The organism is Streptomyces sp. LaPpAH-108 (genome assembly GCF_000373625.1).
Taxonomy (GTDB): Bacteria; Actinomycetota; Actinomycetes; order Streptomycetales; family Streptomycetaceae; genus Streptomyces.
In genome coordinates this window covers 591308-603929 of sequence record NZ_KB891995.1, presented here as the reverse complement: position 1 = coordinate 603929, position 12622 = coordinate 591308, and the positions used below count along the sequence as shown (strand labels likewise).

Sequence of the window (12622 nt, the reverse complement as noted above, 5' to 3'; positions counted from 1 at the left end):
GCGCCTGCCGGGCGGGCCGGGTTACTCTTTGAGGCCAGGGGAAGCAGTTCAGAGCAGAGGCCCACTTTCGTGCAGCACGACAACTCCGCAGACCGGACCGGCCTCGTGGAGCTGCCGGAAGAAGCGTTGAGCCTCGCCGTCCTCCTGCGTGCCTGGCGCGCGCGAGCCGGGCACAAGATGAACCTCGGCAAGCCGCTCCCGCAGGTGGAGGTGGCCGCCGAGGTCGGGATGAGCGAACGCTGGTACCGCAACCTCGAACGAGGGGCCATACCCCGGCTGGACGCCAGGACCCTGAACGCGCTGGCGAACGCGCTGCAGCTGTGCGCGGACGAACGGGCGACCCTTTTCCTCTACGCAGCGGGCGGCGAACCCTTCCCCGCCGTTTCCGCCATGGACGGTGTCGATCTGGCGCCGCTGCACCGACTGCTGGATCTTCAGCCCACGCAGCCCGTCTATCTCACCGACAACGCGTGGAACGTGCTCGGACACAACACGGCGATGGCGGAGTGGTTCCCCTGGGTGCGGGTTCCCGGCGCGAACCTGATCCGCTGGGGGCTGACCGACCCCGAAGCCCGGGAGCAACTTGCCGACTGGCCGCGGCACGCGCGGGCCTACCTCGCGATGCTGCGCTACGGCATGGCGCAGTACCCGGGCCATCCCGAACTGCGGGACATCCTGCGGACCGCGCTCGCCGACCTCGAGTGCCGACGGATCTGGGACGCCGGTCCAGTGATCATCGCCAACCGGGACGGACACACGTTCCGCCTGACCCTCCCCCGCTTCGCCCCGCACTCCATCGACGTGGTCACCCACGTCCTGCATCCCGTCGGCTACCCCGGCCTCCGGCTCACTTTCATCAACCGCCAGGACGGCTGATTCCGCAGACCGCCCCCACGGCCGCGCATCCCCTTCTCATCGATGCCGACGGCGTGTTCAACAGCCGTCGACCGGCAAAGATTTTCCGGTCGGGAAACCGGCAGATTTTTGCCGGTACGGATTTCTCGAGCGTTTCTGTCCCACGCACCGACCGGCAGAACATTGCCGGTCGAATCCGTTGACATTCGCTACGCCCAGTTGCGAATCTCTGTGTTCACCGGGCCCGTATGGACTCCTGGTCATCGCCCAGGGAAAGGCGGGGCTGCGCATCATGATCCGTGCCGACATGACGCGTGCGGACATCGAACATTTCGGCCGTCTGGTCAATGATCTGCGGAGCAAGAATGACTGAGCTGAAGGTTTATCCGGGCACGGGTGAGCAAAAGGCCGGAGAAAATCCGGAGGCGCCGCAGAGCGTGAACCGGCGCCTCATGGCACTGTCCTGTCTGCTGGTCTTCATGGCGCAGATGGCGACCACCATCTATCTGCCTTCGCTGCCGACCGTGGCGCACGACTTCGGAATGTCCCGCAGTTATGCGGCCCTGTCCATTTCGGCCTTCGTGATCGGCGCCGCCGCTCCCGTGGTGCTGTGGGGCATGGCCGCGGACCGCTACGGCCGCCGGGCCCCGCTGCTGGCCTCGCTGGCGGTGTTCGTGCTCACCAGCGCGGCGATCACGCTGAACCGGTCTCCCGAGGCACTGCTCGTGCTGCGCGCACTACAGGGCATCGGCGCGGGCGGTGCCGCGATCATCGCGCGCATCCTGGTGCGCGACCGCTGGAACGGCGACGAACTGGCCCGGCGTCTGTCGGTGCTGTCGATCGCGTTCATCACGGCGATGGGCGGCGGCCAGTTCCTCGGCGGCCTGATCGGCAGGTACGCCCACTGGGAGGCCGGTTTCGTGGTCCTCGCCGTGGTCGGCGCACTCGCCGCGGCGCTGACGTTCACCGTGCCGTTCGAGTCGGCCCGAGCCGTGCAGCGGCCGTCGGAAGTGCTGCGGATCTGCCTCGAGATCAGCGGGCAGCGCGCGTTCCTGCTGCCCGCACTGGCCGGAGGCGCGGGGTTCGCGACCATCGTGCTGCTCCAGGAGGTCAGCCCGTTCGTCTTCCAGCAGCACTTCGGGCTCGCCACCGACCAGTACGGAAGCCTCGGTCTGCTGCTCGGCCTGGCCTACTTCGCCGGTGCCATGACCGTCAACCGCCTGGTGTCCAGGACGGGTTCGGGCCGGCTGATGACCGCCGGGGCGCTCGTGATGACCGCCACGGGTGTGCTGATGATCGTGCTGTGGTCGGTGCCCGGACTGCCGCAGACCGGCGCCCTGGTGGCCTTCGTCGGGCTGTACTGCGTCACCACGTTCGGTCAGTCCGTGCTGTTCCCCAACAGCATGGCCACCGCCGTCAGCAGCCGTCGGACCCACGGCGCCTACGCCGTCTCCCTGTGCGGTTTCCTCCAGCAGTCGATGGCGGGCGTGGCCGCGGCCAGTGCCGCACTGCTGCACTCCGACCTCGCCTGGGCATCGGTCGCCACCGTGCTGGGCGCCGCGGCCTGGATCCTGACCCGGTTCGCCGTCGGTTCCACGACCCCGGCACCGGGGGCCACCGCCACGCCCGTCCACCGGCTGTCCACCGGTGGCGATCATGGTGCCCCGAGAGGGTGTTCCGCCACCACGGACTGATCTTGGAAAGCAAAAAAGCCCAGGTCAGAGAGTTTCTGTCCTGGGCTTTCGCTGAGCCGCTTTCGGGATTCGAACCCGAGACCTACGCATTACGAGTGCGTTGCTCTGGCCATCTGAGCTAAAGCGGCGTGCTGCGCGAGCACCGGGGTGCGCGGCAACGTCGGTAAGTCTACACAGGTTCGGGGAGTGGTCGCACCGGCCCCCGGGCGGGGGCCGGTGGGGTGGTCAGGTGCAGCGTTTGCCCTGGGTGGGCGGGGTGCCCTTGAGGAGGTAGGTGTCGATGGCGGTGTCGATGCAGGCGCTGCCGCGGCCGTAGGCGGTGTGGCCGTCGCCCTCGTAGGTCAGGAGGCGGGCCGAGGTGAGCTGGCGGGAGAGGGACTGGGCCCAGCGGTAGGGGGTCGCCGGGTCGCGGGTGGTGCCGACGACCACGATGGGGGCGGCGCCCTTGGCCTCGATGCGGTGGGGGGCGCCGGTGGCCTTGACCGGCCAGTAGGCGCAGTTCAGGGAGGCCCAGGCGAGGCTGGTGCCGAAGACCGGGGACGCCTTGCGGAACGCCGGGAGGGCCTTCTCCACCTGGTCAGGCCCGGAGAAGGCGGGCGGGAGGTCCAGGCAGTTCACAGCCGCGTTGGCCATCATCAGATTGCTGTAGTGGCCCTTGGCGTCGCGCTCGTAGTAGCTGTCGGCCAGCGCCAGCAGGCCCGCGCCGTCGTGGTCGTCCATGGCCGAGTTCAGCGCCTCGCGCAGCTGCTCCCAGGAGCCCTCGTCGTACATCGCCGCGACCACGCCGATGGTCGCCAGCGACTCGCCCAGCTGGCGGCCGTCCGCGTCGCCCGCCGGGAGGGGGTGGGCGTCGAGCTGCCGGAAGAACGACTGCAGGCGCTGTCCGACCTGGTCCGGCGTGTGGTCCTTGCTGTCGAGCGGGCAGTCGGCCTGCTTCACGCAGTCCCGCGAGAACGCCTGGAAGGCCGTCTCGAAGCCCGCCGTCTGGTCCAGGTTCACCTGGCGCGCGTCCAGCGAGGGGTCGATCGCGCCGTCCAGCACCAGGCGGCCGGTGCGGTGCGGGAACAGCCCGGCGTACGTCGCGCCCAGGAACGTGCCGTACGAGGCGCCGACGTAGTTCAGCTTCTCGTCGCCGAGCAGGGACCGCAGGATGTCCATGTCGCGGGCCGCCTCGACGGTGGAGACGTGCCGCAGCAGCCGCGCCGAGTGCGCGCCGCAGCTCTCCGCGAAGTCGCGGTCCGCGGTGACCAGCGCGTCCGTCTCCTTCGAGGTGTCGGGGGTCAGGTCCGTCTCGGTGAAGGCGTCCATCTGGCGGCCGTCCAGGCACTCGACCGGATCGCTGCCCGCGACCCCGCGCGGGTCCATGGCGACCATGTCGTACCGGGCGCGGACCTCGGCCGGATAGCCGAGCGCCGCGTACTGCTGGAGGTAGTTGATCGCCGAGCCGCCCGGGCCGCCGGGGTTCACCAGCAGCGAGCCGAGCGGCTTGCCCTTGCCGGTGGCCTTCTTGCGGGCGACGGCGAGCTGGACGTCGCCGTCGCCGGGCTTGGCGTAGTCGAGCGGCGCCTTGATCGTCGCGCACTCGAAACCGGCGGCACCGCACGCGCGCCAGGTCAGCCGCTGGGCGTAGTACGGCGCGAGCGCGGCCGGGGTCGCCTGGGGCAGCGGGGGCAGTACGGCCGCCTGCACCGTACCGGCGGCCGAGGCGTCGCCCGGACCGGTGGCGGAGCAGGCGGTGAGCAGCAGCGCGGCTGCCGCGAGGAGAGCCGCGGTGGCGCGGGCACGGGTGCCGGCGGTGCGGGGCGCGCGCGGCCCCGGGGACAGCGTCCGGGAGTACCGGCGCGGAGAAGGCTCGGTCTGCATCAGGCGAGCGTAACCCTGCGCGATGGCGTGGACACGTTGGGTGCGACGCGTGCCTCGTACGGAGGACGGCGCCGCCCGCCGGTCACGCGCCCCGCGCGCCAGATCACCCCGCCCCGCACCGCCTCACCCCGCACCACACCGCACCGCCTCACCCCGCCCGCAGCGCCATCGTCATCGCCTCCACCGCCAGCAGCGGAGCCACATTGCGGTCCAGGGCCTCCCGGCACGCGGAGATCGCCTCGATGCGGCGCAGGGTGGACTCCGGGGAGCTGGAGCGGGCGATGCGGTCGAGCGCGTCCTCGGCGTCGGTGTTGGCCAGCGCGATGCGGGAGCCGAGCTGGAGGGCGAGGACGTCGCGGTAGAAGCCGGTGAGGTCGCCGAGGGCCACATCGAGGCTGTCGCGCTGCGTACGGGTCCTGCGGCGCTTCTGCATGTCCTCCAGGTCCTTCATGACGCCCGCCGTGCCGCGCGGCATCCGCCCGCCCTGGGCCGCGCCGAGCGCCGCCTTCAGCTCCTCGGACTCCTTGCCGTCCATCTCCTCGGCCAGCTGCTTGGCGTCCTCGGCGGCGGCGTCGACCAGCTCCTGGGCGGCCTTCAGACAGGCGCCGACCTCGCTCAGGCGCAGCGGCAGCTTGAGCACGGTGGCCCGGCGCTCGCGGGCCGCCGGGTCGGTGGCCAGGCGCCGGGCCCGGTCGACATGGCCCTGGGTGGCGCGGGCGGCTGCCGCGGCGACCTCGGGCTCGATGCCGTCGCGGCGCACCAGCATGTCGGCGACGGCGTCCACGGGAGGCGTGCGCAGGTTCAGGTGACGGCAGCGGGAGCGGATCGTGGGCAGCACGTCCTCGATGGAGGGCGCGCACAGCAGCCACACCGTGCGCGGGGCGGGCTCCTCGACGGCCTTGAGGACGGCGTTGGCCGACTTCTCGTTCAGCCGCTCGGCGTCCTCCACGAGGATGATCTGCCAGCGTCCGTTCGCCGGGGCGGTGAAGGACTTGCGGACCGTGTCGCGCATGTCCCTGACCAGGATCTCCGCGCCCACGGCGGCGACCGGGGTGACGTCCGCGTGGGTGCCGAGCAGCGCGGTGTGGCAGCCGTCGCAGAAGCCGCAGCCGGGTACTCCGCCGAGGGCGCGGTCGGGGCTCACGCACTGGAGGGCGGCGGCGAAGGCGCGCGCCGCCTGGTTGCGGCCCGCGCCGGGCGGGCCCGTGAACAGCCAGGCGTGGGTCATCCGTGACGACTCCGGCACCGGTTCGGCGGCGGAGGCGGCCGTGACGAGCGCGTCGGCGTCCCGCGCGGCGCCTTCCAGCACCGCGGCGACCTTCTCCTGCCCGACGAGGTCGTCCCATACGGTCATGGGTCACGCCGTCCTTCCGTCACACCGCGCCTGTCCGGTCTCCATTGTGCGGGCGAGCACCGACAACCCCGAAAACGAGCGCCGGGCACACGGTGGAAAGGCGGCGCCCCCGGAGCCGTGCGACAGCTCCGGGGGCGCCGCCCCGTCCGGTGGACCAGCCCGCTCAGCGGCGCCGGTTGCGGCCCCGCCTGTCCTCGTCCTCGTCAGGCGCCCCGTACGCGCGCTCGTCGTACGAGCCGAGCAGTTCGTCCGCGAGCGACGGGAGGTCGTCCAGCGGGGTCTCCTCGGCCCAGTCGGGGCGCGGGCGGCGCGGGCGGCCGTCGGCGTCGAGCTGGGGCATCTCGCGGGTGCTGTCGTCGGCGCCGGTCCGCTCGTCGCGGAAGTAGCCGGAGGGCACCCGGCTCGGCCGGCCGTCGCCGCGCACGGGCGGCAGGACGGCGGTCTCGTCGTTCGACGGCACCTGGGGCAGTACGGCCGTCTCGTCCGTGGCGCCCGCCGGGGGACGCGGCACCTCGGCCGTCACCTCGGACTCGCGGCGCTCGTCGCGCACCGGCGGCAGCACGGCCGTACGGTCGGCGTTCGGGTCGATGACCGGGGTCGGGACCGTCTCGTCCACCGCGCGGGGCGCGGAACGCGGCGCGTCGTCCTTGTTCAGCGAGATCACGGGCGTCGGCATGGTCGTCGCCTCCGGGGGCGCGGGCCGGTCCGCGGGGCGCGGGGCGCCCCGGCGGCGGGCCGCCTCCTGGGCCGCCGCGGCGGCCTCGGCCGCGTGCCTGCGGGCCTCCTCGGCGCGCAGCAGCGCCTCCTCGGCCTTGCGCTGCTTCTCCAGGCGCAGGGCCTCGGCCTCGGCGCGCAGCCGGGCCTCCTCCTCGGCCTCCCGGCGGCGGCGCTCCTCCTCCGCCCTGCGGCGGGCCTCCTCTGCGGCGCGGGCCTTCTCCTCGGCGAGCAGCCGCTGCCGCTCCTCCTCGGCGCGCCGGTGGGCCTCCTCGGCCCGGCGCCTGGCCTCCTCCGCCTGGCGCTCGGCCTCGCGGCGCTGGGCCTCCTCCAGCTCGCGCTGCTTGCGCTCCTCCTCCTCGGCGCGCAGCCGGGCCAGCGCTTCCTGGCGCTCGCGCTCCAGGCGCTCCTCCTCGGCCTTGCGCGCGGCCTCTTCCTCGGCCTTGCGGCGCGCTTCCTCCTCGGCCTGCTTCCGGGCCTCCTCCTGGGCCTTGATCTCGGCCTCGGAGAGCGGCAGGACGACATCGAGCCGGTGCCGGATCACGGTGGTGACGGCCTCGGGTTCCTGCCCCGCGTCCACGACCAGATAGCGGCCGGGGTCGGCGGCGGCGAGGGTGAGGAAGCCGGAGCGCACGCGCGCGTGGAACTCGGCGGGCTCCGACTCCAGGCGGTCGGGCGCCTCGGTGAACCGCTCGCGGGCGGTCTCCGGCGGCACGTCGAGCAGCACGGTCAGATGCGGGACCAGGCCGTGGGTGGCCCAGCGGTTGATGCGGGCGATCTCGGTCGGGGACAGGTCGCGGCCCGCGCCCTGGTAGGCGACGGACGAGTCGATGTACCGGTCCGAGATGACGACCGCGCCGCGCTCCAGGGCGGGCCGTACGACGGTGTCCACGTGCTCGGCGCGGTCGGCCGCGTAGAGCAGGGCCTCCGCGCGGTGGGACAGGCCCGCCGAGGACACGTCGAGCAGGATCGAGCGCAGCCGCTTGCCGACGGGCGTGGCGCCCGGCTCGCGGGTGAGGACGACCTCGTGGCCCTTGCCGCGGATCCACTCGGCCAGCGCCTCGGCCTGGGTGGACTTGCCCGCGCCGTCGCCGCCCTCCAGGGCGATGAAGAATCCGTTCGTCGCGGGGGCCGTCACCGGGTCGTCCCCGCCGAGCAGGGCGTCCTTGAGGTCCTGGCGCAGCGGGATGCCGGAGCGGTCGTCGACCTTGGCGAGGACCAGGACGGCGATCGGCAGCAGCAGCGCGCCGACCAGCATCAGGGTGAAGGAGGCGCCGCCGTGCGCGAAGACGAAGCGACCGCTCTCCAGGCGGTGGCGGCCGATGAGCCCGGCGACCACGGGGGCGATCAGGACGCCGAGCGCCATGAAGACGCGGACCACCGCGTGCAGGTGCTCGGTGATCCGGCCCCGGCGGGACTCCTCGGTCTCCTGGTCGAGCAGCGCGTGCCCGGTGTTCGCGGACACGCCCGCGGCGACACCGGCCAGGGTGACCAGGAGCAGCACCGTGGTGACGTCCGGGACGAGACCGGCGGCCAGCAGGGCGATGCCGGTGAGCGCTATGGCCAGCGCGAGGAACCTGCGGCGCGAGAGCGAGGGCAGCAGCGCGGGCGCGGTGCGCACGCCGACGCCGACACCGCCGGTCAGGCCGAGCACCAGGAGGCCGTAGAGCACCGGGCCGCCACCCAGGTCGGTGGCGTGCAGCACGCACACGGCGACGGCGGCGGCGATGGACCCGGCCACGGCGGCGCAGGCGATGACGAGCGGCAGGACGGCGCCCGTACGGCCCTTGTCCACACCGGCGGCGGTGCGCGGGCGGCGCAGGCCCTCCAGCGGCGACCGCGCGCGCGGGGTGCGCACACCGGGCAGCTTCAGGGCGCTGAGCACGGACAGGGAGGCGGCGAAGAGTCCGGCCGCCACGTACGACGCGAGGGCCGCGTGGTGCTGGTCGAACCAGGTGATGCCGGTGGCAAGGAGGTTGTTGAACAGGGAGGCGACGACCAGCGCGGCAGCCGCCAGCGGGACGGCGAGGAAGCCGGTGCGCAGCGCGAGGCGGCGCAGGGCCTCCAGGTGGTCGGGCAGCGGGCGCACGGTCGCGCCCTCGGGCGGCGGTGCGGGCAGCAGACCGGGGGCCGCGCTCTCGCGGCACACCGTCCACAGCCGTTCGGCCACACCGGTGACGAAGGCGGTGACGAGCAGGACGGCCAGCGCGTTGTCCGGCGTCCAGTCGATCCACAGCGGGGCGACGAGCAGCAGCGCGGCGCGCACACCGTCGGCGCCGACCATGGTCCAGCGCCGGTCGAGCGGGCCGCCCGGCGCGGTCAGGGTGCTCAGCGGGCCGAGCAGGACGGCGCCGAAGAGCAGGGTGGCCAGGACGCGCACCGCGAAGACGACCGCGACGGCGAAGGCCACGCCCCGGTACCCCCCGCCGAAGGCGCCCTGGGCGACCGCCGCCTGGAGGACGAGGAGGACCAGCACGAGCAGGGCCAGGGCGTCGCCCGTACCGCTCACGAGGTGTGCGCCGCACAGGCGCCGCAGGTCCGGTCGGCGCAGCAGGGAACGGACGGCGCGTTCGCGGGAATCCGCGACCAGTGCGTCGTCCGGTGCTGGGGTGGGGGCCGTTGGCTGCTCGGCTCGCGTCATGCGTTCAGCCTATCCGCAGCCGCTGACACCCATGCCCTCCTTGCCCCCTCGGTCCCGCTCTGCCCCTGGACGTACACCGGGTGCTCACATCGCGACGACACGCCGACGCCCCGGCACCGCGCGCGGGCGGTACCGGGGCGTACGGGAGGAGTCCCGGAGGCTCAGTCCTCCGTGCCGGAGGAGCCGGAAGAGGCCGTCTTCTTGGCGGCGACGGTCTTCTTCGCCGTGGTCGTCTTCTTGGCGGTCGTCTTCTTCGCCGTCGTCTTCTTGGCGGCGGTCTTCTTCGCCGGAGCCGTCTTCTTGGCCGTGGCCTTCTTCGCCGCCGTCTTCTTGGCGGGGCCCTTGGCCCGCTTCTCGGCGAGCAGTTCGAAGCCGCGCTCCGGGGTGATCTCCTCCACACTGTCGCCGGAGCGCAGGGTGGCGTTGGTCTCCCCGTCGGTGACGTACGGACCGAAGCGGCCGTCCTTGACCACGACCGGCTTGCCGGAGACCGGGTCCTCGCCCAGCTCCTTCAGCGGCGGCTTGGCGGCGGCCCGCCCGCGCTGCTTGGGCTGGGCGTAGATCGCCAGCGCCTCCTCCAGGGTGATCGTGAAGATCTGGTCCTCGGAGGTGAGCGAGCGCGAGTCCGTGCCCTTCTTCAGGTACGGGCCGTAGCGGCCGTTCTGCGCGGTGATCTCCACGCCCTCGGCGTCGGTGCCGACCACGCGGGGCAGCGACATCAGCTTGAGGGCGTCGTCGAGGGTGACCGTGTCGAGCGACATGGACTTGAAGAGGGAGGCCGTGCGCGGCTTGACCGCGTTCTTGCCGGTCTTCGGGGTGCCCTCGGGAAGCACCTCGGTGACATAGGGGCCGTAGCGGCCGTCCTTGGCGATGATCTGGTGGCCGGTGACCGGGTCGGCGCCCAGCTCGAAGTCGCCGCTGGGCTTGGCCAGCAGTTCCTCGGCCAGCTCGACGGTCAGCTCGTCCGGGGCCAGGTCCTCGGGGACGTCCGCGCGCTGGTGCTGCTCGGTGTCCTTCTCGCCCCGCTCGATGTACGGGCCGTAGCGGCCCACGCGCAGCACGATGCCGTCGCCGACCGGGAAGGAGGACACCTCGCGGGCGTCGATCGCGCCCAGGTCGGTGACCAGTTCCTTGAGGCCGCCGAGGTGGTCGCCGTCGCCGTTGCCCGCGTCGGCGGCGGCACCGGAGGCCTCCAGGCCCTCGCCGAAGTAGAAGCGCTTGAGCCACGGCACGGACTGGGCCTCACCGCGCGCGATGCGGTCGAGGTCGTCCTCCATGCGAGCGGTGAAGTCGTAGTCGACCAGTCGGCCGAAGTGCTTCTCCAGCAGGTTGACCACGGCGAAGGACAGGAAGGACGGCACCAGGGCCGTGCCCTTCTTGAAGACGTAGCCGCGGTCCAGGATCGTGCCGATGATCGACGCGTAGGTCGACGGGCGGCCGATCTCGCGCTCTTCCAGCTCCTTGACCAGGGACGCCTCGGTGTAGCGGGCCGGGGCCTTGGTGGCGTGACCGTCGACCGTGATCTGGTCGGCGGCCAGCGGGTCGCCCTCGGCCACCTGGGGCAGCCGGCGCTCGCGGTCGTCCAGCTCGGCGTTCGGGTCGTCGGCGCCCTCCACGTAGGCCTTGAGGAAGCCGTGGAAGGTGATCGTCTTGCCGGAGGCGCTGAACTCCACGTCCCGGCCGTCGGCGGAGGTGCCGCCGATCTTGACGGTGACGCTGTTGCCGATCGCGTCCTTCATCTGGGAGGCGACGGTGCGCTTCCAGATCAGCTCGTAGAGCCGGAACTGGTCGCCGGTCAGGCCCGTCTCGGCCGGGGTGCGGAAGCGGTCGCCGGAGGGGCGGATCGCCTCGTGCGCCTCCTGGGCGTTCTTGACCTTGCCCGCGTAGGTGCGCGGCTGCGGCGGGAGGTAGTCGGCGCCGTAGAGGTGCGTGACCTGCGCACGCGCCGCGGCGACAGCGGTGTCGCTGAGCGTCGTGGAGTCGGTACGCATATAGGTGATGTAGCCGTTCTCGTACAGCTTCTGGGCGACCTGCATGGTCGCCTTCGCGCCGAAGCCGAGCTTGCGGCTGGCCTCCTGCTGGAGGGTGGTCGTACGGAACGGGGCGTACGGCGAGCGGCGGTACGGCTTGGACTCGACCGAGCGCACGGAGAACCGGGTGGTCTCCAGGGCGGCGGCCAGAGCGCGCGCGCTGACCTCGTCCAGGTGGAGGGTGTTCGGGCTCTTGAGCTGCCCGAGGGAGTCGAAGTCGCGGCCCTGCGCGATACGGCGGCCGTCGACCGTCTGCAGCCGGGCGACCAGCGACGACGGGTCGGAGGGGTCACCGGCGCGGCCGGTGGCGAAGGTGCCGGTCAGGTCCCAGTACTCGGCGGAGCGGAAGGCGATGCGGTCGCGCTCGCGCTCGACGATGAGCCGGGTGGCCACCGACTGGACACGCCCGGCCGACAGGCGCGGCATGACCTTCTTCCACAGGACCGGCGAGACCTCGTAGCCGTAGAGGCGGTCGAGGATGCGGCGGGTCTCCTGGGCGTCGACCAGCTTCTTGTTCAGCTCGCGCGGGTTGGCGACGGCCTCGCGGATCGCGTCCTTGGTGATCTCGTGGAAGACCATCCGCTTGACGGGGATCTTCGGCTTGAGGACTTCCTGGAGGTGCCAGGCGATGGCCTCGCCCTCGCGGTCCTCATCGGTGGCGAGGAACAGCTCGACGGAATCCTTCATCAGGTCCCGGAGCTTCTTGACCTGCGCCTTCTTGTCGGCGTTGATCACATAGATCGGCTGGAAGTCATGGTCGACGTCCACACCGAGGCGGCGGACCTCGCCGGTGTACTTGTCGGGCACCTCGGCGGCGCCGTTCGGAAGGTCCCGGATGTGCCCGACGCTGGCCTCGACTACGTAGCCGGGGCCGAGGTAACCCTTGATCGTCTTCGCCTTGGCAGGCGACTCGACGATGACGAGTCGGCGGCCGCCCTGTGCGGTCTCGCTGGTCGGGGACAACTTCGCTCTTCTCTCCGGTCGACGCTTGGGCCTCCCCAGGGCCTTGGTCCCGGGGTCGCGGCGTGCTTCTGGCACGTGTGACGCTGCGGAGTGTGACGGTACATCCCGCCCCCGTGTCAAACGGGAAAAGCCCACAACGGCCACTCGAACGGTAACCCGACTACCGGCATTCCTGCCGCCCGGAGTCCCCGCTCGGTCCGCGGCCCGCGTCCGGAGCGCGACGCTCCGCCCCGGATCTCAGAGACGCGTCAGACAGTACGCGGCCAGCCCCAGCGCGACGGCCCCGCCCACCACGGCAAGCGTGGCCGAGGTGGTCTGCCCGACCCCGTGGGCCACCGGCTCCCGCCGCCGCACCCGGACCCCGGTCCACACCAGCAGACCCCCTCCGAACAGCGCGAACACCACTCCCGCGAACACCGCCGGACCGCTCTCCATACCCCGCCCGCCCCTCTCTTCCCGCTCCGTCCCGCTTCGGCGCGGGGAGCGTGCCACGGGCGATCGACAGGGC

Annotated in this window: 7 protein-coding genes and 1 tRNA gene; 2 read left to right on the top strand and 6 right to left on the bottom strand. The window is 72.4% G+C overall.

The features are described from left to right. Positions 1-69 precede the first annotated feature (69 nt). Together B079_RS0121845 and B079_RS0121840 are read left to right on the top strand one after the other, a co-directional pair. Positions 70-876, top strand: coding sequence for a helix-turn-helix transcriptional regulator (locus tag B079_RS0121845; RefSeq protein WP_018547971.1), 807 nt, complete (start codon positions 70-72; stop codon positions 874-876). A 344-nt stretch (positions 877-1220) separates the two neighbouring features. Continuing rightward, positions 1221-2549, top strand: a complete 1329-nt coding sequence (locus B079_RS0121840) for an MFS transporter (protein WP_234016840.1) — start codon at positions 1221-1223, stop codon at positions 2547-2549. 54 nt (positions 2550-2603) lie between these two features. Here the strand turns inward: B079_RS0121840 and B079_RS0121835 are convergent. From B079_RS0121835 to B079_RS35290, 6 genes are all read right to left on the bottom strand, one after another. Then, positions 2604-2677 (bottom strand) — tRNA-Thr (locus B079_RS0121835). Between the two features lie 97 nt (positions 2678-2774). Then, positions 2775-4412, bottom strand: coding sequence for an alpha/beta hydrolase (locus B079_RS0121830; protein WP_018547969.1), 1638 nt, complete (start codon positions 4410-4412; stop codon positions 2775-2777). A gap of 148 nt (positions 4413-4560) precedes the next feature. Further along, positions 4561-5766, bottom strand: a complete 1206-nt coding sequence (locus B079_RS0121825) for a DNA polymerase III subunit delta' (RefSeq protein ID WP_018547968.1) — start codon at positions 5764-5766, stop codon at positions 4561-4563. A 163-nt stretch (positions 5767-5929) separates the two neighbouring features. Next, a complete protein-coding gene (tmk, locus tag B079_RS0121820; RefSeq protein ID WP_018547967.1) occupies positions 5930-9121 on the bottom strand; it encodes a dTMP kinase in 3192 nt (1063 codons plus the stop codon). A gap of 161 nt (positions 9122-9282) precedes the next feature. After that, the gene (gene topA, locus B079_RS0121815; RefSeq protein WP_018547966.1) at positions 9283-12114 is read right to left on the bottom strand and encodes a type I DNA topoisomerase; all 2832 of its coding nucleotides are present in this window, start codon (positions 12112-12114) and stop codon (positions 9283-9285) included. Between the two features lie 237 nt (positions 12115-12351). Then, positions 12352-12549, bottom strand: coding sequence for a hypothetical protein (locus B079_RS35290; protein ID WP_018547965.1), 198 nt, complete (start codon positions 12547-12549; stop codon positions 12352-12354). Positions 12550-12622: the final 73 nt, after the last annotated feature.

Excerpts from the sequence above, each read along its gene's own strand:
- B079_RS0121840 (WP_234016840.1), top strand. The coding sequence starts at position 1,221 with ATGACTGAGCTGAAGGTTTATCCGGGCACGGGTGAGCAAAAGGCCGGA.
- B079_RS0121830 (WP_018547969.1), bottom strand. The coding sequence starts at position 4,412 with ATGCAGACCGAGCCTTCTCCGCGCCGGTACTCCCGGACGCTGTCCCCG.
- B079_RS0121825 (WP_018547968.1), bottom strand. The coding sequence starts at position 5,766 with ATGACCGTATGGGACGACCTCGTCGGGCAGGAGAAGGTCGCCGCGGTG.
- tmk (WP_018547967.1), bottom strand. The coding sequence starts at position 9,121 with ATGACGCGAGCCGAGCAGCCAACGGCCCCCACCCCAGCACCGGACGAC.
- B079_RS35290 (WP_018547965.1), bottom strand. The coding sequence starts at position 12,549 with ATGGAGAGCGGTCCGGCGGTGTTCGCGGGAGTGGTGTTCGCGCTGTTC.